Origin of the sequence: Actinomyces sp. HMT 175 (assembly GCF_016694895.1) — a bacterium.
Classification (GTDB): Bacteria; Actinomycetota; Actinomycetes; order Actinomycetales; family Actinomycetaceae; genus Actinomyces; species Actinomyces oris.
This window is the reverse complement of sequence record NZ_CP068012.1, coordinates 1,857,754-1,884,739: the sequence shown is the minus strand read 5'-3', so window position 1 is coordinate 1,884,739 and position 26,986 is coordinate 1,857,754. Positions and strand designations below refer to the sequence as shown.

Genomic DNA, 26,986 nt, shown 5'->3' with positions numbered 1-26,986 from the left:
GATCCTCAGTCCTCCATCCAGCGCCTGGTACGACGCAGCTCGACTCGTCCGGTGGGACCACCGCTGCCGAGGCAGGACAGGAGCGCTGCCGCGTCATCGGCATCGGCAACCAGGTGAAGCCGGCACGGCCCCACCCGTGTGGACCAGGAATGGAGGAAAGCCTCCATATCGGCTCGTGAGCGGGCCAGGGCCGTCGGAACCGCAAGGTGAACACTGTCATCGTGGTTCCATGCCCCCAGCGCCAGCAGCCTTCCCAGGAGACGCCGCAGCCCGTTCAGAGGCTGCTCGGCCGTGCCCTGCGCCAATGTTGCGGTAGTGGCCTCGAGGATGAAACGAGGACGGCGCCCCGGGGAGCTCAGGAGCTCGGTGAGGATGTCGGCGAACCGAGCGCTCTGACGGGTCCCCACCCCGTCCAGGCCGATCAGCACCCGCGGACGGGAGCCGCCGAAAGAATCGGTGGGACTCTCGCGAACCACGAGGTCGGGGCGGGGCCCGTCAGCGGAGTCCCCGTCCGCAGTGAGGTCGTATCGCGACAGGGCAACATCGAGAACGGCGCGAGCCGCCGCACTCCAGAAGGCCGTGGGCGATCCCCGGCGCAGCAGGTCCGGGGCAGTCGTGATCTCGACCGCCTCCAGCACGCGGCCACGGCCGCGTCGTGACACCCGGTCCGCCGCGGGTGCTTGAGCGAGCCATCGCCGCGACTCGACCTGACGATCGAGGCCTGCCAGGGTAACGGAGTTGAGGGCATCAATATCCTCCGGGGCGGCGCCGTCACCCAGTTTGTCGAGAAGGCGGCGCTGGACCGGTGGCAGCATGGCATCGAGCCCCGTCTCGACAACAGGAGCGTCACAAGGCTCACCGGAGGCCGACACCGGGGTGCTCGCGGGATCATCGATCCGCACCAGTGACCACAGGTGCTCGGCCTTGCGACGCAGTCGGTTCAGGTCCGGGTTGGAGCGCAGTCGGGGATGGCTTGGCAGGAGGCAGGTGACGGACCAGTTGTGAGCGACCTTGTCGACCCAGCCAGGGTCCAGACGCATCGTGCGACCGCGCAGCTGCTGCGTTGAGGCAGAGGTCGTTGCCGCCGTGAGATCGATGAGCGTGTTGACGGCAGGGCAGTCCCAGCCCTCTCCGAGAAGCCCCCGGGTGCCCACGACGAGTCGTACCTCCCCGGCAGCGACCAGTTCACTGACGGCCAGGACGAGCCCGGCACTGCCAACTCCCTGCCCGGTGACTGAGAGCATCCAGCCGTCATCGGTGGCGGGGAGTGCGAGACCGGTACTCCGACGCAGCCGATCCAGCAGCGAGGTGTCACCACTGGCCAGGCTCAGGCGGGAACTGGTCAGCAGCACCGGGTGCAAGGAGCGCAGATCCGCATCACTGAGCAGCGTACTCATGCAGCGCGCCGCGCCTCCCGCAGGGCCGGGGCGTGACGCCGGGCCCAGGATGTCGAGCGCCCGGTGAGGAGCTGAGTGCTCGGCCGCATCGGTGACGACCACTGCCCGCAGCCGTTCGCCAATGGAGTCGAGCTCGTGACGCAGGATGTCGACGACGGCCGTGTCCTTGGCCCTGGACGCGGCAGTGATGGTATCCACCGGGGATCGTCCCGCCCGGATACCGGAATCGGTCAGGTACAGCCCGAAACCTCTCAGCAGCTCGCGTGTGGACTCCCAGTCCCGCCGGCGCTCCGGCGCCGCCAGAAGCCGGTCATGAGCGTATCGGCCCAGGAGCCGGAGCTCATCGTCAAGATCAAGCAGGTCGAGCTCGGGCAGGAGCGGAACAACTCGAGTACTCAGAGCCGTGCCCCGGTAGCTGCCTGTTTTGCGCAGCAGCGCTGTTGCGGACGCGGCCAGCAGCGGGTCGGCGTCGAAACCCGCGACGATCCGACGCACCAGCTCGTCCTCCTCAGGAGGCTTCGCTGTCGCGGAGACATGGTGGTCATCCGCTCCAGCGATGCGAGGCAACGGCCCCGACCCGCTCCCGCCACCGGGAGCCGTGGACGACATGGGCGGGGCGACAACCTCAAGCAGGTAGTCGATGCCGTCGGGGCTCAGCAGCAGCTCGCCCACCCGGTGATGGAGCTCCTCTCCGGCGGTGGCCAGGAACGTTGTCTCCTCCGTGGACGGGAGCGTGAACCAGGCCAGTTGACGGCAGGGGGCGAGGTGACCGGCGCGGATGACGGCCGGAACCGGTACCTCAGCGTCGACGTCGCCCAGGAGCGCACGATAACGTCGGGCCGACCGGTCCTCACCCGAGGGCTCAGTGGCCGTCAGACCGATGAGCGTGGGGGACAGGCCCGCTCGTTTCAGACGCCGTACGAGGTAGTGGACGACGATGGCCCAGTGGGCCTTCAGGTGATGGCACTCGTCGAGGACGATGGTGGCGACTCCCGCGGTGATGAGTGCGTCCAGGCGTGCCCGGGCGCCGGGACCCAGAATCGAGTCGATGGCATCGTCGTCGAGCTCATCGACCTGACGGCGGATGGTGGTAGCGCGTGAACGGAGTCCACGGTTGTAGGCCCGGGGATTATCGGCTTCCAGGCGCTTCAGCCACGCCTCGGCGCTCCCGGCGCTTCGTCCGTCGGCCGTGAGCTCAGTGAGCCAGTGCGAGCGGGCTGCGTCGCTCCAGGCAGGGGAGGAGCCGACGGCGGCCAGGGACTGATAGGTCAGCACCGTCAGGTCCGCGGCTTCTGCAGCCTGTTCTGGACGTGCGCTCGGCAGGTGGGTGCCGACGGAACCAGTGACCGACGGGGATCCGACGGCGGGAGAGATGAAGAGCTTTCGCGCTTGATGGATCCACTGGGCCCCGATGACCGTGGTGGGTACGAGGACGAGCGCACGACGGCCGTTGCGCACGGCCAGCTCCAAACCCATGAGGGTCTTACCCGATCCGGGCGGTGCGAGCAGGTGAAGCGTGGATCCGTCGTCGGGATGGAGCCGGTCAAGGAGACTCTGCTGGTAGTCGCGTAACGGCACTCGACGTGTCCACCGGCGCAGCGGGCGTTGCGTGGTGGGGGCGGCTGCGCTCGTCATGCCTCACCTCGGGGCCACGTCGCCCTGGATATCGGCCAGGCGCTCCTGGGTCTCCTGCTGCTCAACCACGTGCTCGTGGGCCGGGTTGAAGACGTCGTCGATGGGACCCAGCAGGGCGCCACGGGGGTCGCGCTTGCGGCGCCGCCAGTAGATCCAGCCACGGCGCTCCATCCACAAGAAGAGCTGGTCCACGGCCGCCAGGGCGGCGATGACGGCTACGGCCGCCACGAGAAGACGCATCTCAGGCGGCGTAGCCGGGCAGGGAGGAGAAGTCCGCACCCCAGGCGGTGGCGCGCCGGGCGGCGTCGACCGCACCGGTGACGGCCGCCTCGCGGGCCGGGCTGGAAGCCTTGGCGGAACCGGCCTCCTGCACCTCCGACGACACGATGGCGGACCACACCTGCCGTGCCCAGAGCACCTGGGTGCTCACACTGGGATCAGTCGACTCACTCGGAGGGGCGTAGGCGCTCATCCGCTTGTCCTCAGAGCCCGCGGCCACCGCGGCGTTGACCACGGAGGTGGCGGCCTTGGCGTCGGCGATCGCCCGAGTGCGCTGGGAGTCGTCGCTGCGCGCGGCAAGCTCCTCCATGGCGTAGCGGGCCGCGTCATAGGAGGTCAGCAGACCGGAGCTGATCTTGGAGCCCTGCGCCACCTCCACCCGCGACTTGTCCGCCGAGCTCGGCGGCTGGAAGAGATCATGCTGGAGACTCCAGGCCACCGTCAGCGAGGTGAAGAGCCGGGCATCCTGCTCCGAAGCTGCGGCGATCGCCGCGCGGCGAGCCAGCGTCGATCCATCGGCCAGGGCCGTGGCCAGGTCCTGTGCGGAGGCACCCGCTGAGGCCGATGGCACGGGAGCCACCGTGGGGTAGGCGGAGGGCACCTGAGAGGGCCAGGGCTGCCACACCCCGCCCAGGGTCTCGAGCTGGGCATCGGCCGTCTGCTTGACCCCCTCGGCCAGGCCCGTCGTCGTGGCATCCCCGCCGCCGGCCTGCGCGACCACGCCGGCGGTGGAGGAGATGAGCGCAGCCTGCCTGGCCAGTCCATCACGAGCAGTCTCTGCCGCCGAGGTCGACGGCAGAGACGCCGGGGAGCCCTTCCCCAGGCGCAGCCCGCAACCGCTCAGCGCCGCGGTCACAGCCGTTCCTACCGCGAGCACCATGGCGCGGCGCGTCAAGCCGTGGCCCGCCGCACCGGTGTCGCCACTGGTACGGGGCCTGGCGCCGACCCGGTCACTGGAGGGCGGCTGAGAGCCGTTCGACTGGGCGGGGAGGGGAGCGCGGCGAGTGTTCACCGGGGAATCCTCCCACAGACGGCAGGTAGCATGATCCCGACCTCGACCACCTCGACCATGTTGACTATGTTGACCGCGTCCGTCCGAGCCCTCGGCTCGGGCCAGTACGGGAGGAAGAACGACCATGGCAGCCCATGAGCCGCGCAAGGATCCGCGCCAGCGCGCTGACGCTCTGGCCCGCAGTCTCACCGATCTGCTCGCTCCGATCGTCAACGACGCCGGGCTCCATCTCGAGAGCGTGGAGACCACCCGGGCGGGCAAGTACTCGGTCGTGCGCGTCTTCGTGGATCTGGTCGACGGTCCCGGAGACCTCGATCTCGACGCCCTGGGGCCCGTGACCGCGGCCATCTCCCAGGCCCTCGATGAGGCCGACCCCGTCAAGGGTCAGTACACCCTCGAGGTCTCCACCCCCGGAGCCGAGCGGGAACTGACCACCCTGCGTCACTTCCGACGTGCCGTTGGTCATAGTGCCCGGGTGCGCACGGCCGATGACGAGCTCACCGGCGTCGTCACCGCGGCCGATGCGGACGACGAGGCCGACGAGCACAACGGCGGCATGGTCGGGATTGAGGTCGATGGCGTCGAGCACCGCATCGCGCTGGGGGACATCACCGAGGCGCGGATGGTGGTGGCTGGGCTCTAGAGCCGGGCAACAGGCCGAAAATCCATAAGATGCTCCCCACGGATAGCGACCGGGAATAATGTGTGTCCTGATAACTGATAGGTTGACGGACCGGCCCGGACAGACGTGATGGACCATCCGACCCGTCGCGGGCTACCGTCGACGGGAACCCAGTGCACACCCGCTCAGCGGAGCAGAGAGGACCCAAGGACCCATGGACATCAATATGCCGGAGCTGCGAGGCGCTGCCGACGAGCTCGGTATTGACCTGGACAACCTGCTGCCCGCTATCGAGGACGCCATCCTGGGGGCCTACTCCAAGGTTCCCGGGGCCATCCGTGGCGCCCACGTCGAGATCGACCGTCGCACCGGGCACATGAGTGTCCTGGCCCCGGAGGTCGACGAGGAGGACCAGCCCACGGGGGAGTACTTCGATGACACCCCCGACGACTTCGGCCGCATCGCCCAGGCCACGGCCCGCAGCGTCATCGTCCAGCGCATTCAGGACCGCCGCGACTTCGAGGTCCTGGGCGCCTTCAAGGACAAGACCGGCGAGCTGATCTCCGGCACCGTGGAGCAGGGGCGCGACCCCCGTATCGTCTACGTGCGCCTGGATGAGGAGCACGAGGGCATCATGCCGCCCCATGAGCAGGTACCCGGTGAGCGCTACCGCCACGGAGACCGCGTGCGCGCCTACGTCACCGACGTCTCGCGCGGCACCCGAGGAGCTCAGATCATCCTGTCGCGCACCCACCCCGGTCTCGTCCGCAAGCTCTTCGAGCGCGAGGTTCCCGAGCTCTCCTCGGGCGACGTCGAGATCGTCTCCGTCGCCCGGGAGGCCGGCCACCGCACCAAGATGGCCGTGCGCTCCAAGGTCCGCGGCGTCAACGCCAAGGGGGCCTGCATCGGCCCCATGGGGCAGCGGGTGCGCGCAGTCATGACCGAGCTCGGTGGAGAGAAGATCGACATCGTGGACTACTCCGAGGATCCGGCGCGCTTCATCGCCAACGCCCTGTCCCCGGCCCGTGTGGCCGCTGTGGGCGTCATCGACGCCGAGGAACGCACCGCGCGCGCCATCGTCCCCGACTTCCAGCTCTCCCTGGCCATCGGCAAGGAGGGGCAGAACGCCCGTCTGGCCGCGCGCCTGACCGGGTGGAAGATCGACATCCACGCCGATGCCGAGTCCGGTGAGATCACGCCCGGCCAGGGCTCCCAGTCCGACGACGTGACAGGTCCCTCAGAGCTGGGCGACTGAACCGCCCTGCGGGGCGATGTAGACTTTCCGGCGGACCTTTGCGGGTCCTGCGCCGAGATTTCTCGGCTGCGGTACCCGCGTCAGCGGTTGCAGAGCAGCGGAAGGACGCCGACGGACGGTGGTCACCATCCCCCACGTGCCCGAGCGCACCTGTATCGGCTGTCGACAAAAGGCCCCGCGGACGCAGCTGCTGCGTCTCGTCCTGACGCCGAGCGGTGAGCTCGACGTCGATGCCCGGGCCGTCAGACCCGGGCGCGGCGCCTGGATCCACCCGGATCCGGCGTGCCTCGACCTCGCTGAGCGACGACGCGCCGCTCCACGCGCTCTGCGCACCGGCGGACCACTGGATGTGGCCCGGGTGCGCGGGTTCCTGGAGCGGAGGATGGTCAACGACGGCGAGGTCCCCGCTGCCCGACCGGGTGAGCGGACCACCGATAGCGAAGGCGGGTAGGAAGCCGATGGGCACCCGATGAGTACCCAGCGATGAGCTGCCTCTAGAAGCACCCACCCCTGTCCGGGGTGGGAAACCGGACAGGAGAAAAGTGGCTAAACCACGCGTTCATGAGCTCGCCAAGGAGCTCGACCCCACTGGCAAGAAGGTCACCTCGAAGGTGATCCTGGCCTGGCTCAAGGACCAGGGAGAGTTCGTCAAGGCGGCCTCCTCAGCCGTTGAGCCCCCCGTCGCTCGCCGGGTTCGCGAGCACTTCGCCGCCCAGGTGCAGGAAGCACCGGCGGACACCCAGGCCGACAAGCCGGCCAAGACCGACTCTCAGGCCCCCAAGCCCTCCAAGAGCGCCCCCAAGCCGGGAGCTCGGGGAGCCAAGCCGGGAGCTGCCGGTGCTCAGGACCAGGCTCCGAGCCCTGCCGCCAAGCCGGCCGCCCCCAAGCCGGGAGCCGGCGCACCCAAGCCAGGGGCTCAGGCCGCCAAGCCGAGTGACCCCACTCCGGCCCCGGCGGCCGCCGCCAAGCCTGCGCCCCAGCCGAGTGCCGCTGCTGAGGCACCCAAGGCCCCCAAGCCCGGAGCCGGCGTACCCAAGCCTGCGGCCGCCTCTGGCGCCCCGACGCCCGGCGCGCGCCGCAACGCCCCGACCCCGGGGCCCCGCCCCAGCGCGCCGCGCCCCGGCAACAACCCCTTCGCCACCTCCCAGGGCATGCCCCGCCAGGGTGGTCAGACAGGCCGAGGAGGCCAGCGCTCAGGCCAGTCGCGCTCTGGCGCGCCGCGCCCCGGCAACAACCCCTTCGCCACCTCCCAGGGCATGCCCCGACCGGGTGGCTCCGGTGGCCCCCGTCCCCAGGGCGGTCCGCGCCCCGGTGGCCCCCGTCCTCAGGGCGGCGCACGGCCGCAGGGCGGTGCACGGCCTCAGGGAGCCGGACGCTCCGGTGCCCCGCGTCCGGGCGGTCCGCGTCCCAACCCGGGCATGATGCCCGGCCAGTCCTCCATCGGGCGCCCCGGTGCCCCCGCACGAGGCGGTGCCGGCGGCGGTGGCCGTGGCTCGCGTCCCGGCGGCGGTCGTCCCGGTGGCGGCGGTCGTCCGGGCGGCGGCTTCGGCGGACCCCGCGGTGGCCGCGGCGGTCGCGGTTCCACCCAGGGCGCCTTCGGGCGCGGTGGCGGTGCCCCGCGGGGACGCAAGTCCAAGCGGGCCAAGCGCCAGGAGTTCGAGCAGCAGAGCGCGCCGTCGATCGGCGGTGTCATCGTCCCGCGCGGTGACGGCTCCACCCCGGTGCGCGTGCGCCAGGGAGCCACGCTCACGGACCTGGCCGAGAAGATCAACGCCAACCCCGCGGCCCTGGTGACCGTCCTGTTCCACCTCGGTGAGATGGCCACGGCCACCCAGTCCCTCGACGAGGACACCTTCGCCCTCCTGGGCGCCGAGCTGGGCTACAACGTCCAGATCGTCTCGCCCGAGGACGAGGACCGCGAGCTCCTGGAGTCCTTCGACATCGACCTTGAGCCCGACGAGGACGACGCCAACCTCGTGCCCCGGCCCCCGGTGGTCACGGTCATGGGCCACGTCGACCACGGTAAGACCAAGCTGCTGGACGCCATCCGCTCCACCGACGTCGTCGCCGGTGAGGCCGGGGGCATCACTCAGTCCATCGGCGCCTACCAGGTGCGCGTCAACCTGAACGACGAGGAGCGTCCGATCACCTTCATCGACACCCCCGGTCACGAGGCCTTCACTGCCATGCGTGCCCGCGGCGCCGAGGTGACCGACATCGCCATCCTCGTCGTGGCTGCTGACGACGGCGTCATGCCTCAGACCGTCGAGGCCCTCAACCACGCCCAGGCGGCCAACGTGCCGATCGTCGTGGCGGTCAACAAGATCGACAAGGAGGGCGCCAACCCGGACAAGATCCGTGGCCAGCTCACCGAGTACGGTCTGGTTCCCGAGGAGTACGGCGGCGACACGATGTTCGTGAACATCTCCGCCAAGCAGCGTCTTCACATCGACGAGCTCCTCGAGGCCGTCCTGCTGACCGCGGACGCCGCCCTGGACCTGCGGGCCAACCCGGACACCGAGGCTCGCGGCGTGACCATCGAGGCCAAGCTCGACAAGGGCCGCGGCGCCGTGAGCACCATCCTGGTCGAGCGCGGCACGCTGCGGGTCGGTGACCCGATCGTGGCCGGAAGCGCCTACGGGCGTGTGCGTGCCATGTTCAACGAGCACGGGGAGAACCTCACCGAGGCCGGCCCGGCCCGCCCGGCCCTGGTCCTGGGTCTGACGAACGTGCCCAGCGCCGGTGACTCCTTCATCGTCGCCCCCGACGACCGCACGGCCCGCCAGATCGCCGACAAACGTGAGGCCGCCGAGCGCGCCGCCCTGCTGGCCAAGCGCCGCAAGCGGGTCTCCCTGGAGAACCTCACCGATGTCCTCAAGGAGGGCAAGGTCGACACCCTCAACCTCATCCTCAAGGGCGACAGCTCGGGTGCGGTCGAGGCCCTCGAGGACTCCCTGCTCAAGATCGACGTCGGCGAGGAGGTCGCCCTGCGCGTCATCCACCGCGGCGTGGGTGCCATCACGCAGAACGACGTCAACCTGGCCACGGTGGACTCCGCCGTCATCATCGGCTTCAACGTCCGGCCTGCCGAGCGCGTCTCGGAGATCGCCGACCGCGAGGGCGTCGACATGAAGTTCTACTCGGTCATCTACAACGCGATCGAGGACGTCGAGGCCGCCATGAAGGGCATGCTCAAGCCCGTCTACGAGGAGGTCGAGCTCGGTACCGCCGAGATCCGGCAGATCTTCCGCTCCTCGAAGTTCGGCTCCATCGCCGGCTCCATCGTCCGCTCGGGCATCATCAAGCGGGGCACCAAGGCCCGCCTGGTGCGCGACGGCGTCGTCATCAACGGCGATCTGTCCATCGAGACGCTGCGCCGTGAGAAGGACGACGTCACCGAAGTCCGCGAGGGCTACGAGTGCGGTATCAACCTGGGCTTCAAGGACCTCGCCGAGGGCGACGTCATCGAGACCTGGGAGATGCGCGAGAAGCCCCGCGACTGAGAACGACAGCGTTCATCAACGGTGGCCGGCCACCCCGCACTGGGGTGGCCGGCCACCGTGTCAGACGGACCCGCATCGCCTTGCCCGCGAGAGAGAAAGTGCGGGTGGGGCGATGAGCGTCAGATGCGCGCGTTGACGTCCTGGTACCCGGAGTCCTCACGGGTCCCGCCCATGCCGTCACCGACCTCGCTGTAGTGACGGATCAACGTCACCGACCGGACCCACTTAATCATCTTGTAGCCGTGGCTCGTTTCGCAGCGCAGGCGCAGCGGAGCACCGAACATGCCCGACAGCGGCGCGTCATTGCGGTCCCAAGCCAGGATCGTGTCGTCCTCGAGGGCCATGTCCAGAGGCAGGCACGTGTAGTACGGCTCGACCGGACGGCCGTCGTGCATGTGCTGGGCCATGCCGAAGGACTCGAACATCACCCAGCCGGCCTCGGGATCGATCTGACCGACCTGCGCGAGCAGGTCCCGCACACGGATCCCCGTCCACTTGGCGATCCCCGTCCAGCCCTGCATGCAGGTGTGCATGGTGATCTGGGACTGGCTGGCGATCGCCTTGAGCTCCGCCAGGGAGAAGGACGCCGGCGCCGAGACCATGCCACCCACCTCGAGACGGAAGTCGGCGAAGTCGTTCGCCGCCAGCTCCTGGTACTCCGGAGACTCCTCCCGTGAGGGGGTGCGGGTGTTGACCCAGTGGAACGTGGAGATGTCCTTCTCCGTCCAGGGCTTCTTAACGGCCTGCTGAGAACTGAAGCGGTCCACCGTGAGGCGGCGGATCCCCCGCGTGGCGTCCCACAGGATCCGCTGGCTGCGACGGGTGTCCGTCAGCGTCCAGTAGGACATGGCGATCCACAGCGCCACCACGACGACGATCGTCCCGATCACGGTGACGTAGGCCTGACCCACCCGGCTGGGGTCGTAGTAGCCGAAGACGATGTGGGTGAGGTTGTGGGGAGCGTGCACGATGAACACCAGGCCCACGTGAACGATGGCGAAGCCCAGGTAGATGAACATGCCGATCAGGTGCAGGGATCGGGCGGCCTGGCGGCCACCGAACATCTTGGCGTACCAGGGGAAGCGACCCACGACGGCGGGGGACATGACCGGTCCCGTGACGATCATCAGCGGAGCGGCGATGAAGACGATGAAGAAGTACCCCAGCTGCTGGAGGCTGTCGTAGGGGGTGAAGTCGCACAAGGACGGGGTGCGCAGGTGCGCGTAGGTCAGCAGGGAGTCCCAGGCGTCGGGCAGGATCCGCCACGTGGTGGGAACCAGACGGTGCCACGCCCCGGTGCCCACGAGGAAGACGACGTAGATGACGCCGTTGAGCAGCCAGAAGCTGGTGGCCACCCCGTGCCAGGCGCGCCCCAGCCCGATCTTGGCCCGGCCGGGCAGGGACAGCAGGGGAGAGAGGTCGCGCTGATCGTCCCGGGCGGTGAAGGCCCCCTCCTCGAGGGGCACCTTGTCCTTGGTGAACCGGATCCACTCTGATCCGGGCTCGCACTGGTCCTTGAAGTAGAAGCGCGGGTGCGAGGCGATGACCTCAATCCCGGAGCGGATGAGCACGCCCATGAGGAGGAAGTTGATGAAGTGGGTGACGCGCAGCCAGAGCGGGAAGGTCTCAGTGTCCACGCACTGCTGGGCGACGTCGTTGGCGGTCTGTGCGGCTAGGGGCAGAAAGGACATCATCGTGCCTTACAAACGGGGTGACAAATCTTCCGTATAAATCATTGTACTGCTGTGTGCCGGTTCTATACAGGGGGTGATGACAAGGTGTCGCGATCGGGTGGCGATGCGGCGGAGAGGAAGTTATGTCAGCCTTTCATAAATACGAAATAAATGGCTGATTTAAATCGGCGAAGCTCTGGTTGTCATGTTGTTCCACACGTTGAATACCGACGGAGAGAATCTGAGGAAATGGGAGCGATCAGTCGTTATATCGACGGAGAAGTCCCGGATCGTTCCCCCACAAAGCTCTGCAAGGCTTGTACGGTGGCTGTGACGACGCGGAAGACATCCGCCGTCTCCTGAGATACACGGAGGTAATCTCATGTCATCCGCTGCCACGACTGAGGGGGCGTCCTCCCGACGCGCTCGCCTCATCGGCAAGGGGTGGATCCAGGGGGTCGCCCTGGTCATGCTCTTCGGATTCACTGTCATGGGCCTGCTGGCCTACCGCACCTACACCAATTCCATGCCTCAGCCGCAGAAGGTGGTCACCGAGAGCGGCGAGACCCTCTTCACGACGCAGGACATCACCGAGGGGCAGAAGCTCTTCCAGGCCAGAGGTCTCATGGAGTACGGCTCCATCCTGGGGCACGGCGGCTACCTCGGTCCGGACTTCACCGCCGAGTACCTCCGCATGGAGGCCACGAGCGTCAAGAAGCAGCTCGCCGCCCAGGGGGTCGCCGACCCGGCGGCCGCCACCAAGGAGATGATGCGGACCAACCGCTACGACCCCTCCACGGGAACCCTGGTGTGGACCGATGAGCAGGTCAAGGCCTACAACGAGGCCGTCAGCCACTACACCACGATGTTCGGGCCCGACGCCCACAGCCACGGCCTCAAGCCGGATCTCATCACCGACCCCGTCCAGGTCAAGCAGGTGACGGCCTTCTTCGGCTGGACCGCCTGGGGCTCGTCAGCGCAGCGCCCCGGCCACGACTACTCGTACACGAACAACTGGCCCGCCGAGTCCCTGGTCGGCAACGCGCCCACCGGTGACCTCATGATCTGGTCGGTCCTGTCACTGATCGTCCTCATCGGTGGAACCGGGGTCATGTTCGCCATCTACGGCCGCTGGAGCCAGAAGATCGGCTGGCACTCCGAGGAGGCCCCGGCCCTGTCCTTCCGACAGCCCGAGGAGGTCGGACTGACCAAGTCGCAGCGGGTGGTGGCCTGGTACGTCTTCACCATCGCCGCCCTCTTCCTCGTCCAGACGCTCCTGGGGGCCCTGGCCGAGCACTACCGGGCCGACGTGCTGTCCTTCTTCGGCTTCGACCTGGGCCGGCTCCTGCCCTTCTCCCTGGCCCGCACCTGGCACGTCCAGCTCTCCTTGTTCTGGACCGCCATCGGGCTGCTCGCGGCCGGGCTGTTCCTGACTCCGTTCATCGCCAGGCGCGAGCCGAAGAAGCAGCACGTGCTGGTGTGGACCCTGTTCATCGCCGCCACGGTCGTCGTCGTGCTGTCTTGCCTGGCGGAGGGGGCCAGCCAGCACGGCCTGAGCTGGGCCAAGGGACCGCTGTTCGCCCAGCAGTGGGAGTACCTCGACCTGCCCTTCGTCTTCCAGGTGCTGTTGACCCTGGCCCTGTTCGTCTGGGTGTTCATCATCTGGCGCGCCATGCGCTCGCGCCTGAGCAACGAGCACGTGGCCAACATGCCCTGGTTGTTCATGTTCGCGGCCCTAGCGATCCCCGCCTTCTACGCCGTGGGGATGATGGCGCGCACCGGAACCCACGTGACCGTCGCCGAGTTCTGGCGCTTCTGGGTGGTGCACCTGTGGGTCGAGGACTTCCTCGAGCTGTTCACCACCGTCATGGTCGCCTACGTCTTCGTCCTGCTGGGCGTTGTCCGCGAGAGGATCGCCCTTGGCATCATCTTCATGGACATCATCCTGTACTCCGCCGGCGGCGTCATCGGCACTATGCACCACCTGTACTTCTCCGGCACGCCGGTGGAGCACATGGCCCTGGGCGCCTTCTTCTCAGCCGCCGAGGTGATCCCCCTGACCTTCCTGACGGTGGAGGCCTGGGCCTTCATGCAGCTGGGAGCCAACCGCCACGGCAAGGAGGCCGGTCCCTTCCCGCACCGCTGGGCCGTCATGTTCCTCATGGCTGTCGGCTTCTGGAACTTCCTGGGGGCCGGTGTCTTCGGCTTCCTGGTCAACCTGCCCATCGTGTCCTACTACGAGATCGGGACCGCGCTGACGGCCAACCACGCTCACGCCTCCATGATGGGCGTGTACGGCTTCATGGCGCTGGCGCTGGGGATGTTCGCCCTGCGCTACCTGGTGCCGGCCGACAAGTGGCCCGAGAAGCTCGCCAAGACCTCCTTCTGGAGCCTCAACATCGGTCTGGCCTGGATGTGCTTCGCCACCCTGCTGCCGCTGGGCATCCTCCAGCTGCGCTACTCGGTGAGCACGGGCTACTTCGAGGCCCGCCAGCTCACCTACGTCACCAACTCTGTCAACACGATCATTGAGTGGGGGCGGATGCCCGGAGACCTCATCTTCATCCTCGGCGGAGTCCTGCCCTACCTCTACATCGCCTTCCTGGGACTGAGGAACTGGCGTCGAGGGCGGACGGTGGACACCTTCGCCGAGGATGCCCTCTACGAGGAGATCCAGGGTGGGCGCAAGGCCTGGCGTGGTGAGCGCGCGGAGCTGAACGACTGATGGACTCACCCGACCTGAGCGTGTGGCTCATCGCCGTCTACGCGCTCATCATGCTGGCTGCTGCGTGGGCCGTGGACGTCCTCGGCTCGCGCAGCGCCCGGCATTCCATGTCCTGGCGGCACTCGGACTTCATGTACCACGACGACGTCGACGGCTGGAGGTGCCACGAGGACCAGTGGCTATGGCCCACCGCCTTCGACCCGGACAAGCGCGTCATCCGCTATGAGGGCGCCCATGCGATCTGCGGGCGCTGCCCGTCCAAGGACAGCTGCTCGCCCACCCCCGGCCCACGGGAGATCACCCGGCCCGTCGACCCGTGGCCCTACTCCGACGCCGGACGCTTCCACCGCGGTGTGGGCCTGGTCATCGCCTGCGTCGGTGTCTTCATCCCGGTGCTGCTCATGGTGGCCTTTCACGCCGCCGGTGACCTCATCGTCCTGGGCACGACGACCGTCGTCGTCATCGTGGCCGGAGTCCTGCCGCTGGCCCGTCACCTGTGGAGCACCCCCGACAACGCGCCGGCCCACCTGCCCCACGTCGGCTCGCAGGAGTACCAGGAGGCGGAGGAGGCTCGTCGCTCATCGGGCACCGGGCCCGTCCCGGTGTCGATCAGCGCACGCCCCTCGGGATACCGCTCAGTGCGTGAGGCGGCCGAGGCGATCGCCACCGCTCAGGCCCGTGCAGCCGCAACGGGGCGCACCGTGCATGTCTCCTTCCTCTCCGGGGCTGACGGCACCGGGAAAGCGGACGGCGGGACTGTCGCCTCCGCTGCCTCCGTGGAGCCCGAGCTGCGTCGCGTCACCGCCCTGCGCACCCGCAAGCGCGTCCCGACCACTGGCGCCGAGAACGGGGCGGATGGAACCCGCGGCGGGGCCCGGCGCTCATGGTCCTCGGCGTGGAACGAGGCCACCGACACCACACGCAGATGATTCGGGCCCAGCCCTGAGCCACGTCGACTTACCTTCCTGAAGGACCCTTCATGACTACCACCACCACCGCCATTGCGGCCCTGGCCGTCCTCGTCCTGCTTGTCCTGGCCCTCTCGCTCAAGATCATCACCCAGTACGAGCGGGGCATCGTGTTCAGGTTGGGGCGCCTGCGACCTGTCTACGACCCCGGCCTGCACCTGGTCGTTCCCTTCCTCGAGCGCCTGGTGCGGGTCGACACCCGCGTGGTCACCCTGACCATCCCGCCCCAGGAGGTCATCACGGAGGACAACGTGCCGGCGCGCGTCAACGCCGTCGTCCTGTTCAACGTCACTGACCCGGTCAAGGCCGTCATGGCGGTGGAGAACTACGCGATCGCCACCTCCCAGATCGCGCAGACCACGTTGAGGTCCGTCCTCGGCCGGGTTGACCTGGACACCGTGCTCGCCCACCGCAGCGCCTTGAACGCCGACCTGCGAGACATCATCGAGAAGCTCACCGAGCCCTGGGGCGTGGAGGTCAGTGTCGTCGAGATCAAGGACGTTGAGATTCCCGAGCAGATGCAGCGGGCCATGGCTCGTGGGGCTGAGGCCGAGCGTGAGCGCCGCGCCAAGATCATCAACGCCCGTGGTGAGCTCCAGGCCTCCGAGGAGCTGCGTCAGGCGGCCGACACGCTCTCGAAGTCACCGGCCTCTCTCCAGCTGCGCTACCTGCAGACCCTCCTGGAGCTCGGCGCCGACCAGAACTCCACGGTCGTCTTCCCCCTGCCAATGGACATCATCGGACCGCTCCTGGAGCGCTTCGGTCCCCAGGGCGGCCTGCCGGAGGCTAACGAGGGCGAGGGCGGCGAAGGAGCTGGCGCACCGCGTCACCGATGAAGACTGCGACCGCCGCCCACACCAGGACCATGGCCGCCCATCGGGCCGGCGGGATCCGCTCATGGAAGGCGCCCCAGGCCAGCAGGAACTGGATGGTCGGGGCGATGTACTGCCCCATCCCGACCACGGACAACGGCACGCGCCTGGTCCCGGCGGCGAAGAGCAGCAGGGGCACGGCCGTGACCGGGCCGGCCACCACGAGCAGTGCCAGGATCCACCACCCTTGATCGGGGGCCTGCCAGGCCGACTGACCCTGCCAGGCCAGGTGGCCCAGGTAGGCGAGCGCGACGGGAGTCACGACGGCGCTCTCCACCGTCAGCCCGGTCAGCGCGTCCACGTCGGGCCCGAGCTGCTTCTTGACCAGCCCGTACAGGGCGAAGGAGAAGGCCAGCGCCAGGGAGATCCACGGCAGCGCGCCCTGCAGCACCACGAGGAGGGCCACTCCAGCGCCCGCCAGCGCGATTGAGACCCGGTGAGCGGGGCGCAACCGCTCATGCAGCACCAGCGAGGCCAGGGCCACCGTCACCAGCGGGTTGATGAAATAGCCCAGGGCGGCGTCGGCCGTGCGTGCGCTGTTGACGCCGTAGACGTAGACGAGCCAGTTGACTGAGACCAGCAGCCCGCAGACGGCCAGCATCCCCAGCAGGCGCGGTGAGCGCACCACGTGAACCAGCTGCGCCCAGCGGCGCCGCAGGGCGATGAGCATCAGGCAGGAGACGAGCGTCCAGAGGATCCGGTGACCGATGATCTCCACACTGCCGGCGGCCGAGAGAAGGTGGAAGTAGAGGGGGAAGACGCCCCACAGGGTGTAGCAGCCGATGACCAGAGCCATCCCAGTGCTGTCGAGCGTCCCTGACGCCGAGGTCGCCGCGGCCTCAGGAAGGGCCGGTGGCGTAGCGGTGGGGCCGTCTTTCGAGGAGGATGCACCGGGGGAGGAGCTCATTGTGATCTGTTCCTGATCCGTTCGCGCTCGGGGATGGCTGCGGTGACCGTGTCGCCGCTCCGCGTAGCATAGTGAGGCGCACTGGACCGCCTCGGAAGGGGCCGCTCTTTCGCGGGTGAGGACGGCGCGCCGATCGGTCCCGATCGCTCAGCCCCGGGCCTGACAGACCCGGACCCCGCACGTGAAGGAGCCCCGCCATGGCCGACGCCGCCCGCGCCCGCAAGGTCGCCGACCGCATTCATGAGACTGTCGCCCGCCTCCTTCAAGGGCGAATCAAGGACCCGCGCCTGGGCTTCGTCACCGTCACCGACGTCCGTGTCACCGGCGACCTCCAGCAGGCCACCGTGTTCTACACCGTCTACGGCAGCGATGAGGAGCGGGAGGAGACGGCCAAGGCGCTGCGCTCAGCCAAGGGACTCATCCGCTCCGAGGTTGGTAAGGCCCTCGGCATCCGCCTGACTCCTTCACTCTCCTTCCAGCTCGATGCCCTGCCCACCACCGCTAAGACCCTCGAGGACGCCCTGGCCCAGGCCAGGGTGCGTGACGCCCAGATCGCCAAGGTCGCCGAGGGAGCCACCTACGCCGGTGACGCCGACCCCTACCGCCACGATGAGGAGGATGAGGAGGCCGAGGACGGCGAGCCGGAGGCTGAGGAGAGCGACCACGAGCCTGCAACGGACGCCGAGGACCTGTGAAGGCCTCTGAGCGGGCCGAGCCCGTGGAGCGGACCGGCGCACGTCGTCGCCCCGACGTCCCCCGTGGCGCGGTCACGGCGGCCGACGGGATCCTCCTGGTGGACAAGCCCCGGGGGCTGACCAGCCACGACGTCGTCGGCGCCACCCGCCGCCTGGCCGCTACCCGCAAGGTGGGGCACGCCGGCACCCTCGACCCCATGGCCACCGGCCTGCTGCTGCTGGGCATCGGGCGCGCCACCCGCTTCCTCACCTACCTGGTGGGAGCCGACAAGACCTACGAGGCCACCGTTCGCCTCGGGGTGGAGACCACGACGGAGGACGCCGACGGGCAGATCGTCGCAGCCCGCGGCTGCCGGATCGAGGACGTACCCGAGGCCCGCCTCCAGGAGGCGCTCACAACCCTGACCGGACCGATCCAGCAGGTGCCCAGTGCAGTCTCCGCCATCAAGGTCGACGGCGTGCGAGCCTACCAACGCGTCCGTGACGGTCAGGACGTCGAGCTGCAGGCCAGGCCCGTGACCATCCACGAGCTGCGCCTGACCGCGGAGCCCCGGAAGTCGATCGTCGAAGCTGACGGCGCCCTCGGTGACGGCCCAGACGTGGTGGAAACGGTCGATGTCGACATCCTCGTCTCCTGCTCGTCGGGCACCTACGTGCGCGCCCTGGCCCGGGACCTGGGCCGGGCGCTGGGCTGCGGGGCTCATCTGACCGCGCTGCGGCGCACCGCAGTGGGCCCCTTCGACATCAACGAGGCCTACACCCTGACGGACCTGTCCGCCCAGGTCGAGACCGACGCCTCCAACCCAGAGCCTCACGGGGTCACCACGCTGCGGCTGGAGGAGGTCGGCCGGCGCTGCTTCGAGCGCCTGAGCCTGACCGAGGACGAGGCGCGCGCACTGCGATACGGCCAGCCCCTTGACGCCGAGGTCCTGGAGAGGGGTGAGGCACCCGAGGGCCGGCGGCTGCAGGCCTCTGCGAAGACGGCCGAGCAGTGCGTCGTCGCCGGATTCGCCCCCGGTGGGCGCCTCGTGGCACTGTTGAGGCACCAGGGCCCACGTGCGCGCCCGGTACTGGTCCTGGACCCGGCCTGAGACGCGCACTCGGGCCGCCGGCCCGTCCGGCGAAAGCACACCCGATGAGCACCTTTGCGTGAGGAGACATGATGAGCCAGACCGGAGGATGCCGCTGCGGATGCGGCGGGCACGGCAAGCGCAACGAGCAGGACGAGCGGGCCGCCGCGCCCGCAGTCGCCCAGCCGGTGGGTGAGGGATACCGGCCCGAGCCCGCGCAGACCTCCCCGGAGGTCGTCGACGCCGTCGCCATCGCCTCAGCGGTGACGACGGCCCTGGGAGCGGGAGCGCCGCAGGGCGTCACCCCCGGGCACAAGGCCGGTAACCTGCTGGGCCTGCGTGATGTCTCTGCCTCCGCCTCGGGCGGTGGCGGTTGCGGCTGCGGGGGTCACTGAGGAGGCCACTGACCCGGCCCCGTCACACGCTGTGGCGCTGGAGGGCCTCGGTGACCGTCGTCAGGCGTGCGGGGCCGTCAGCCTCCTCGTATCGTCCCAGGAGCAGGTCCTCCGTGATCTGCCCGTCCACGAGCACCAGGACACGGTCGGCCCGGGCCGCCACCTGGGAGTCGTGGGTGACCATGACCAGAGTCGTCCCCGAGGCGTGAATCTCCCCGAGCAGGTCGAGGATCTGCAGCGCGGTAGCGGAGTTGAGCGCTCCTGTGGGTTCGTCGGCGAAGACGATCCCGGGGTCGTTGATGAGGGCCCGGCAGATGCCTGCGCGCTGCAGCTGGCCGCCGGATACCTCGGTGACGCCGCTGGTGGCCAGCTCGGCGATCCCCATGCGCTCCATGAGCTCCTCTCCACGCGCCGTGACCTCGGAGCGCGGACGCAGACCCGCCAGGAACCCGGGCAGGACGATGTTGTCCAGCAGGCACAGGGTGGTCAGGAGATGCGCCTGTTGGAAGACGAATCCGAAACGCGTCAGTCGCAGCGCCGCCAGCTCCTTCTCACTCAGGCTCGTGATCTCCTGGCCGCCCAGGAGTACGGAGCCGGTATCGGGCCGGTCCATACCGCTCAGGCAGTGCAGAAGGGTGGACTTCCCGGACCCGGAGGGCCCCATGATGGCGACGAACTGCCCCTGCTCGACATCCAGGTCGAGGTCTCGCAGGACGGGGGAGTGGTAGCTCTTGGACAGGTGCTGGGCCCGCAGAACCGGTTGCCCGGCTCCCACGGGGACAGCCGGTCCCGCGGCTGCTGATCCGGTGCGCCATGGGGAACGCGATGGGGTGGAGGCACGCATTCTGTCTCTCCTTACTCGCCGGTGCTCAGGGTCATGGTCAGGGGCATGGTGCGTAGGCGTCTGAGTGCCAGGGCGACAGCACCGACGACGGTGGCCAGCAGTGCCCCTGGTAGGACGAGCCCCACCAGCCACCAGTTGGGGAGGAGCTGAAGGTCGGGGGCTCCGCGCGAGGCCATGACCGCCCCGATCGCGGGGCTGCCCAGAGCGGAGGCCCCCAGGAGCCCTAGGGCAGTCCCCAGCAGCGCCAGGAGGCCGAAACGGATGAGGTACTGCCCCGCAACTGCCCGTCTGGTGCACCCCAGCGCCATCAGGACGCCGATCTGAGGTCGCTCCCGCGAGACGATGAGGACGGTGAACAGCACCGTGATGAGGAAGGACAGCCCCAGCGCGATGGCGCAGGCCAGCGTGGTGACGATGCGGACCTGGGAGCCGGTGGCCCCGAAGAACTGGGCGGCATACTGATTCATGCTGACCGCCTGGATCCCCGGGTACTCGCCGCTCAGCTGCTTGGCGAGGGTGCTGGCCTGCTGAGTGGAGCCGGCGTCGGCGTAGACGATCTGCCACAGTGCGGGGGCACCGTCGTCGAAGGTGGCCTTGGCGGTATGCCCGTTGTTGGTGATGTCCTGGTAGACACCCGTGACCGTCAGGTCCTTGTCACCGTCGGCGGTCCGGACGGTGACCGTGGCGCCCTCCTTGGCCCCCGTGTCCTGGGCCTGGCTGAAGGACAGGGCGATCTCGTCGTCGGTGGTGGGGGCGCGCCCGGAGAGGTACTCCATGGGGAAGGCCTCATGGTCCCCGATATCAATGAGCGCCGTCTCCGAGCCGCCGGCGGCAGTGGACATCTTGTAGCTGCGGCGCAGCATCGTGGTGTGCCGGGTGACGCGGGGGTCGGAGTCGACGGCCTTCTCCACGGCGGCCAGGTCCTGGACCCCGGTGCGTACGTCGATACGCAGGTCGGCCCGACCGGCCCCCAGGTAGGTGGCCACACGTGAGTCGCTCAGAGTCGAGGAGACATTCGTCGGCAGCACCATGGTGAAGGTGCACAGCGCCAGAACACCGAGCATCAGGGCGTTGGAGGGGCGCAGTGCCTCGCGCGCCCCGAGCCACACCTGAACCGGAAGGCGGCGAAGGGTGGTCAGTCTCCAGCGCTGCCGGCGTGGGCGCAGGGAGGCGCTGGTGCCGCTGCGCAGAGCCTCGATGGCCGAGATGCGGCCGATGCGCCGCAGAGCCAACCAGGTGAAGCCGATGACTCCGAGCGCCAGAACCAGAACCGTGAGGATCGGCAGCCCCACGCTCCACAGGGTGGTCGCGGGCCGGCCCAGGTAGAGGGTCGTCGGGGCCTCCAGGGCAGTGGCGAGGGGCTGGCCGGCCACGTAGCCCAGGGCCGCCCCCAGCGCTGACAGAGCCAGGTACTTGACCACGTAAAGGCGGCGTATCCGTCTCAGTGGCGCCCCGATGGCCTTGAGCACGGCGATCTGAGCCAGGTCCGTCTCGACGGCCGCCAGCACCGTGTAACGCAGGGCGAGGACGGCGACAACCGCCAGAATGACAGCCACCACCAGGGCCACTGCCACGATGAGCATGGCGTTGAGTGAGTTCATGAGCTGGATCATCGAGGCGCTGACGTTGATGCCGTTACTGGGCAGACCCGCCTCCTTGTAGGCGTCGATGACGCCGCCGGGACGGGCGGAGTCGGTCAGGCTCATCTCAATGAGGTACTCGGGCTCGGTGATCTGCTGCTCCAGGGCGGAGAAGTCCTCGGGCGAGACCACCAGGCGCTTGGAGGGGATCATGGCGGCATTCATCTGAGCGTCGCGGGCGAATCCCACGACGGTCAGGGCCGTGGTCCTGCCGGCGCTGCTGACGGTCACGGTGTCGCCGACATCGGCGCTGTTGATCGCCCGGTAGTGGATCGGCAGCACCACCTCTCCCGGCCCCGGGCTGACGGGTTCGCCGTCGTCGTCGAGCAGGAGGTCGAGGTGCTTGGGAGAGGTGACGAAGGCGGGCTCGTTGTAGGACTCGGACTGGTTGACACCGTTGATGGACAGCTCCTGGCGCGCTACCGGAAGGGTCTTGATGACCTCGTGGTCGGTGACGTCGCTGCGCGCCTGCACCCACGTCTCGATCGCCTGCCGGTCGCGGTCGTCAATACGGCCGGAGTGCATCTGCACCAGGTCCGGCAGCTTGGCCCGCTGCGAAAGCCGGTGCGTGGCCGACAGGCTGTCCACCACCAGGGACGTCCCGGCCGACATCAGTGTGGCCGCCAGGGCGATGAGGGCGGTCAGGGTAGCGGCCACGACGGCGCCGCGCGCCAGGTCCGCCTTGAGAAGTCGCATCAGCATGACAGCAGCCTCCTTGGAGTCTGTCCTCGGTCTTGCGGGCTCTTTCCCGGATGAGGGATTCCCAGGTGAGGGAACGGTTTTCGACACTAATCGACTGACAGTCGATATCGAGAATAGACTGACGGTCGAAACGCGTCAAGGCGTGTCGAGGGCGGCTGGTTCGCATCCGGCTGCGCCCCCGTGGCAGGGTTGTCCCGCGCACGCTCCTCTCCCGACCCGGCGGGGTGGGCGGGGGCGTGCGGATGCGGATGAAGACAGGGGCGCGGTGCGCCCACGGGCCGATGAGAGCAGGAACAGCGACAGTGGAGGTCTGGTACGGCGCCGAGCAGGTGCCAGCGAGCCTGAGCGCTCCGGGAGGGCCGGGCGCCGTGGTCACGATGGGCATCTTCGACGGCGTCCACCGCGGGCATCAGGCGGTCCTGGGACGCGTCGTCGAGCTCTCCCATGAGCTCGCCCACGACGACCGGCGGCCCCTGGCCGTCGCGGTCACCTTCGACCCCCACCCCCGTAGCGTCCACCAGCCCGAGGCCGACCTGCCCCTCATCGCCTCCCTGACCGACCGCCTGGCCTCCCTGGGGGACCTCGGTCTCGACGCGGTCCTGGTCATCACCTACACCCTCGACTTCGCCGCCCAGAGCCCGCAGGACTTCGTGCGCACCTGGCTGGAGGAGCTGCTCGGGGCCCGCGCGGTCGTCGTCGGCGACGACGTCCGCTTCGGTTGGCGCAACTCCGGGGACGCCGCCACCCTGGAGCAGATCGGTCGCCAGGACGGCTTCGAGGTGGAGATCGTCTCCACCATCTGCTCCGACGAGGGGCGTCGCTGGTCCTCGACGTGGATCCGCCAGTGCCTCAAGGACGGGAACATGCGGCAGGTCAGCCGGGTCCTGGGCCGTCCCCACCGGCTGCGCGGCGTCGTCGTGCGAGGTCTGCGCCGCGGCCGCGAGCTCGGGTTCCCCACCGCCAACCTGGAGGCCGCCACCGCCGGTGTCGTGCCGCCCGACGGGGTCTACGCCGGCTGGCTGATTCGCGGCTGCGCAGACGAAGGCGATGTCCAGCGGCTGCCCGCCGCCATCTCGATCGGCACCAATCCCACCTTCGACGACGTCCCCCAGCGCACGGTCGAGGCTCATGTCCTGGGGCGAGCCGACCTCAATCTCTATGGCGAGGAGGTGGGGGTCGAGCTCGTCGAGCGCCTGCGCCCCATGCTCGCCTTCGATGGGCTCGACGCGCTCCTGGTGCAGATGCGCGCCGATATCGAGGACACCGCCCGGATTCTGGGAGTCCCGGTCCCCGAGCCGATCCGTCCCGAGGACGTCACCGCGCAGTAGCTCCGGTGGCGGGGCAAGGCCATCGCGGGGGTCGTCGCCGTCGGAGCCTGACCGTCGCATCCCGCTTCCGCCCCGGAACTGTGCCGGTTCGCACAGCCTCTGGCGTGATCGGAGGGAAGCGGCGCTGGTAAGGTTGGCGGGCCGTCGATCGGCCACGGATACCTCATGCCCGGGAGAACCTGCCCCGGCGCTCCGTGCAACGAGACCCGAAGGAGTCCGCATGTCGGTTACCGCAGAGCGCAAGCAAGAGATCATCGCCGAGTACGCCACCCACGAGGGTGACACGGGCTCCCCGGAGGTCCAGGTCGCCATCCTCACCGAGCGCATCTCCAACCTCACCGAGCACTTCAAGGGCCACACCCACGACCACCACTCGCGTCGCGGCCTCTACCTGCTCATCGGTAAGCGCCGTCGCCTGCTCGACTACCTCATGAAGGAGGACATCGAGCGCTACCGTGCCCTCATCGCCCGCCTTGGCATCCGCCGCTGAGCGCGCTGACAGCCTTGAGCCGTGCGGCCCGGCCCCCTGGAGGGGAGCCGGGCCGCACGGCGTTTCCGGGCCGCCTCGCCCGCGCTCAGAGCAGCGAGGTGTAGAGCGCCTTGATGTCCTCACGGGTCGCGGGGCGCAGGCCAGTTTCGTCCTGCCGTTGGTCACCACTTTGTCACGATCGAGTAAGACCGGTCCAGGAAGGCATCGGTTCCGCGCGTCCCATCTCACGTGGCATCCGGCGGCGCTGATCGGCATCACGGGACCGCGCACGATAGAATCTGCGCGGCTGTGCCCTCGTGTACTCGCCGGCTCATCGATGCTCTCCCAGCGTGCGAGCCGGCCAGGAGTGCGCAGGTGGCGCAGTCCGCCCCCGGGAAGAGACCCGGGGAGCGGCCGGCCCCGTCGGTTTTCGGTGGTGGCCTCCGGAACCGTGCTCGCGCCGTCGGATCAAGGAGATCCGCGTATGGCAGCACTCGGCTCCGTGGGCCTCGATCGAAGGCCACGGACCCGGCACGACGATCGCGAGAAGAGAGACTTCATGTTCATTGACGACCCCGAGGTCACCGCCGCCGAGGCAGTGATCGACAACGGCTCCTTCGGCAAGCGCGTGGTGCGCTTCGAGACGGGCCGCCTGGCCAAGCAGGCCGCTGGAAGCGCCATGGCCTACCTCGACGGTGAGACCGCCGTCCTGTCCGCCACCACCGTGGGCAAGCACCCCAAGGACCAGTTCGACTTCTTCCCTCTGACCGTGGATGTCGAGGAGCGCCAGTACGCCGCCGGCCGCATCCCCGGCTCCTTCTTCCGCCGCGAGGGCCGCGCCGGAACCGCCGCCATCCTGGCCTGCCGCCTCATCGACCGTCCGCTGCGCCCCTCCTTCGTCAAGGGCCTGCGCAACGAGGTCCAGGTCGTTGAGACCGTCCTGGCCATCCACCCCGACGACGACTACGACGTCCTGGCCATCAACGCCGCCTCGATGTCCACCCAGATCGCCGGCCTGCCCTTCTCCGGGCCCGTGGCCGGTACCCGCCTGGCCCTCATTGACGGGCACTGGGTGGCCTTCCCCCGCTACTCCGAGCAGCAGCGCGCCACCTTCCAGATGGTGGTGGCCGGCCGCGTCCTGGAGTCCGGCGACGTCGCCATCATGATGGTCGAGGCCGGCGCCACCGAGCACGCCTGGGAGCTCATCAACGCCGGGGCCGTCGCCCCCACCGAGGCTGTCGTCGCCGAGGGCCTGGAGGCCGCCAAGCCCCACATCAAGGCCCTGTGCGAGGCCCAGCTCGAGGTCGCCCAGCACGCCTCGAAGCCCACCGCCGAGTTCCCCCTCTACCTGGACTACTCCGACGAGCAGTACGACGCCGTGGAGAAGGCCGCCGAGGCCCACGGCCTGGCCGCCGCCATCGCCACCGAGGGTAAGCAGGCCCGCGACCTGGCCACCGACGCCGTGCGTGACGAGGTCCTGGCCGAGCTCGCCGAGTCCTTCCCCACCGAGGAGGACACCAAGGCCCTCAAGGCCGCCTTCCGCTCCGTGACCAAGAAGATCGTGCGCCACCGCACCCTCACCGAGGGCGTGCGCATGGACGGTCGTGGCCTGAAGGACATCCGCACCCTGGCCGCCGAGGTCGAGGTCCTGCCCCGCGTGCACGGCTCGGCCATCTTCGAGCGCGGCGAGACCCAGATCCTGGGCGTGACCACCCTTAACATGCTGCGCATGGAGCAGCAGGTGGACGACCTCTCCCCGGTCACCCACAAGCGCTACATGCACAACTACAACTTCCCGCCCTTCTCCACCGGTGAGACCGGCCGCGTGGGCGCCCCCAAGCGCCGCGAGATCGGCCACGGCAACCTGGCCGAGCGGGCCCTCGTGCCCGTCCTGCCCACCCGCGAGGACTTCCCCTACGCGATCCGCCAGGTCTCCGAGGCCCTGGGCTCCAACGGCTCGACCTCCATGGGCTCGGTGTGCGCCTCCACCCTGTCCCTGCTCAACGCTGGTGTGCCGCTGCGCGCACCCGTGGCCGGTATCGCCATGGGCCTCATGCACGAGGTCATCGACGGCGAGACCAAGTGGGCCACCCTCACCGACATCCTCGGCTCCGAGGACGCCTTCGGGGACATGGACTTCAAGGTCGCCGGAACCCGTGACTTCATTACGGCCCTCCAGCTGGACACCAAGCTCGACGGCCTGCCCTCCGAGGTGCTGGCCGGCGCGCTCGGCCAGGCCCGCGACGCCCGCCTGTTCATCCTCGACGTCCTGGCCCAGGCCATCGACGCCCCCGACGAGATGGCCCCCACGGCCCCGCGTGTCCTGGCCGTGCGCATCCCGGTGGACAAGATCGGTGAGGTCATCGGCCCCAAGGGCAAGATGATTAACCAGATTCAGGAGGACACCGGGGCGGACCTGACGGTCGAGGACGACGGCACCGTCTACATCGGCGCCTCCGACGGCCCCTCGGCCGAGGCCGCCCGCGACGCCGTCAACGCCATCGCCAACCCGCAGATGCCCGAGATCGGTGAGCGCTTCGTGGGTACCGTGGTCAAGACCACGACTTTCGGCGCCTTCGTCTCGCTGACCCCCGGCAAGGACGGCCTGCTCCACATCTCCCAGATCCGCCGGCTTGTCGGCGGCAAGCGCGTGGAGAACGTCGAGGACGTCCTGGGCGTCGGGGACAAGGTCCAGGTCGAGCTGGCCGAGATCGACCAGCGCGGCAAGCTGAGCCTGCACGCGGTCCTCACCGACGAGCAGCTCGCCGCCGAGGCCGAGGGCGAGGCCTCCCGCAAGGCCTCCCGTGAGGGCGGCTCGCGCCGCGAGGCCAAGGACGAGGACGGCGAGCAGCCGCGCCGCGAGCGTCGTCCGCGCCGTCGTCGCATGCGCAGCGCCGAGTCCTCCGAGGAGGAGTGAGACCCGTTCAGCGGCCCTAGCCGACTGATGCATCTCTCCGGTGTCCCCGTCCGGTCCTCTGGGCCGGGCGGGGACACC

At 69.0% G+C, this 26,986-nt stretch carries 20 protein-coding genes; 13 read left to right on the top strand and 7 right to left on the bottom strand.

The window, feature by feature from the left end; translation table 11 throughout:
• Positions 1 to 5: 5 nt before the first annotated feature.
• Genes JJJ14_RS08015 through JJJ14_RS08005 form a run of 3 tightly spaced genes read right to left on the bottom strand, consistent with a single transcriptional unit; the run spans position 6 to position 4,323 of the window.
• Complete coding sequence (locus tag JJJ14_RS08015) at positions 6 to 3,032, bottom strand: DEAD/DEAH box helicase family protein (protein ID WP_201443805.1); 3,027 nt, start codon at positions 3,030 to 3,032, stop codon at positions 6 to 8.
• Between the two features lie 3 nt (positions 3,033 to 3,035).
• Positions 3,036 to 3,272: a hypothetical protein gene (locus tag JJJ14_RS08010; RefSeq protein WP_020991649.1), complete on the bottom strand. Its 237-nt coding sequence runs from the start codon at positions 3,270 to 3,272 to the stop codon at positions 3,036 to 3,038.
• A 1-nt stretch (position 3,273) separates the two neighbouring features.
• Entirely contained in the window at positions 3,274 to 4,323 is a 1,050-nt protein-coding gene (locus JJJ14_RS08005; RefSeq protein WP_201443804.1) for a Tat pathway signal protein, read from the bottom strand.
• 124 nt (positions 4,324 to 4,447) lie between these two features.
• Between JJJ14_RS08005 and rimP the strand changes: the two genes are divergently transcribed.
• The 4 genes from rimP (at position 4,448) to infB (ending at position 9,703) form a co-directional block, all read left to right on the top strand.
• Complete coding sequence (gene rimP, locus JJJ14_RS08000) at positions 4,448 to 4,966, top strand: ribosome maturation factor RimP (protein ID WP_201443803.1); 519 nt, start codon at positions 4,448 to 4,450, stop codon at positions 4,964 to 4,966.
• Between the two features lie 193 nt (positions 4,967 to 5,159).
• Positions 5,160 to 6,200, top strand: coding sequence for a transcription termination factor NusA (gene nusA / locus JJJ14_RS07995; protein ID WP_003786363.1), 1,041 nt, complete (start codon positions 5,160 to 5,162; stop codon positions 6,198 to 6,200).
• A gap of 118 nt (positions 6,201 to 6,318) precedes the next feature.
• The gene (locus JJJ14_RS07990; RefSeq protein ID WP_003786360.1) at positions 6,319 to 6,651 is read left to right on the top strand and encodes a YlxR family protein; all 333 of its coding nucleotides are present in this window, start codon (positions 6,319 to 6,321) and stop codon (positions 6,649 to 6,651) included.
• Between the two features lie 91 nt (positions 6,652 to 6,742).
• A complete protein-coding gene (gene infB, locus JJJ14_RS07985) occupies positions 6,743 to 9,703 on the top strand; it encodes a translation initiation factor IF-2 (RefSeq protein WP_201443802.1) in 2,961 nt (986 codons plus the stop codon).
• Positions 9,704 to 9,822: 119 nt separating this feature from the next.
• On the opposite strand, the gene JJJ14_RS07980 is transcribed toward infB, so the two are convergent.
• Entirely contained in the window at positions 9,823 to 11,394 is a 1,572-nt protein-coding gene (locus JJJ14_RS07980; RefSeq protein WP_201443801.1) for a molybdopterin-dependent oxidoreductase, read from the bottom strand.
• 364 nt (positions 11,395 to 11,758) lie between these two features.
• Between JJJ14_RS07980 and JJJ14_RS07975 the strand changes: the two genes are divergently transcribed.
• The 3 genes from JJJ14_RS07975 to JJJ14_RS07965 are packed head-to-tail and all read left to right on the top strand — an operon-like array spanning position 11,759 to position 15,905.
• A complete protein-coding gene (locus JJJ14_RS07975) occupies positions 11,759 to 14,101 on the top strand; it encodes a nitric-oxide reductase large subunit (protein WP_075253314.1) in 2,343 nt (780 codons plus the stop codon).
• On the top strand, positions 14,101 to 15,030 hold the full coding sequence (locus JJJ14_RS07970) for a hypothetical protein (RefSeq protein ID WP_101559593.1): 930 nt from the start codon (positions 14,101 to 14,103) through the stop codon (positions 15,028 to 15,030). The genes JJJ14_RS07975 and JJJ14_RS07970 overlap by 1 nt, the downstream gene beginning before the upstream one ends.
• Positions 15,031 to 15,080: 50 nt before the next feature.
• On the top strand, positions 15,081 to 15,905 hold the full coding sequence (locus JJJ14_RS07965; protein ID WP_003786350.1) for a slipin family protein: 825 nt from the start codon (positions 15,081 to 15,083) through the stop codon (positions 15,903 to 15,905).
• Here the strand turns inward: JJJ14_RS07965 and rarD are convergent.
• On the bottom strand, positions 15,856 to 16,848 hold the full coding sequence (gene rarD / locus JJJ14_RS07960) for an EamA family transporter RarD (protein WP_101559592.1): 993 nt from the start codon (positions 16,846 to 16,848) through the stop codon (positions 15,856 to 15,858). The genes JJJ14_RS07965 and rarD overlap by 50 nt on opposite strands.
• A gap of 197 nt (positions 16,849 to 17,045) precedes the next feature.
• Between rarD and rbfA the strand changes: the two genes are divergently transcribed.
• From rbfA to JJJ14_RS07945, 3 genes are all read left to right on the top strand, one after another.
• Positions 17,046 to 17,543, top strand: coding sequence for a 30S ribosome-binding factor RbfA (gene rbfA, locus JJJ14_RS07955; protein ID WP_075378340.1), 498 nt, complete (start codon positions 17,046 to 17,048; stop codon positions 17,541 to 17,543).
• Positions 17,540 to 18,634, top strand: coding sequence for a tRNA pseudouridine(55) synthase TruB (truB, locus tag JJJ14_RS07950; protein ID WP_101559591.1), 1,095 nt, complete (start codon positions 17,540 to 17,542; stop codon positions 18,632 to 18,634). Before rbfA ends, truB begins: the two co-directional genes overlap by 4 nt.
• Positions 18,635 to 18,705: 71 nt before the next feature.
• Positions 18,706 to 19,008 (top strand): hypothetical protein, encoded by a 303-nt coding sequence (locus tag JJJ14_RS07945; protein ID WP_009406136.1) that lies wholly within the window; start codon positions 18,706 to 18,708, stop codon positions 19,006 to 19,008.
• Positions 19,009 to 19,030: 22 nt separating this feature from the next.
• Here the strand turns inward: JJJ14_RS07945 and JJJ14_RS07940 are convergent, their stop codons facing one another.
• Positions 19,031 to 19,852: an ABC transporter ATP-binding protein gene (locus tag JJJ14_RS07940; RefSeq protein WP_101559590.1), complete on the bottom strand. Its 822-nt coding sequence runs from the start codon at positions 19,850 to 19,852 to the stop codon at positions 19,031 to 19,033.
• Positions 19,853 to 19,863: 11 nt separating this feature from the next.
• Positions 19,864 to 22,194 (bottom strand): FtsX-like permease family protein, encoded by a 2,331-nt coding sequence (locus tag JJJ14_RS07935; protein WP_201443800.1) that lies wholly within the window; start codon positions 22,192 to 22,194, stop codon positions 19,864 to 19,866.
• 302 nt (positions 22,195 to 22,496) lie between these two features.
• Between JJJ14_RS07935 and JJJ14_RS07930 the strand changes: the two genes are divergently transcribed.
• The 3 genes from JJJ14_RS07930 to JJJ14_RS07920 all read left to right on the top strand — a co-directional run bounded on the left by JJJ14_RS07930 (position 22,497) and on the right by JJJ14_RS07920 (position 26,908).
• On the top strand, positions 22,497 to 23,522 hold the full coding sequence (locus JJJ14_RS07930) for a bifunctional riboflavin kinase/FAD synthetase (protein WP_075374516.1): 1,026 nt from the start codon (positions 22,497 to 22,499) through the stop codon (positions 23,520 to 23,522).
• Positions 23,523 to 23,742: 220 nt separating this feature from the next.
• On the top strand, positions 23,743 to 24,012 hold the full coding sequence (gene rpsO / locus JJJ14_RS07925; RefSeq protein WP_003786006.1) for a 30S ribosomal protein S15: 270 nt from the start codon (positions 23,743 to 23,745) through the stop codon (positions 24,010 to 24,012).
• Positions 24,013 to 24,550: 538 nt separating this feature from the next.
• Positions 24,551 to 26,908 (top strand): polyribonucleotide nucleotidyltransferase, encoded by a 2,358-nt coding sequence (locus JJJ14_RS07920; RefSeq protein ID WP_075374518.1) that lies wholly within the window; start codon positions 24,551 to 24,553, stop codon positions 26,906 to 26,908.
• Positions 26,909 to 26,986 lie beyond the last annotated feature (78 nt).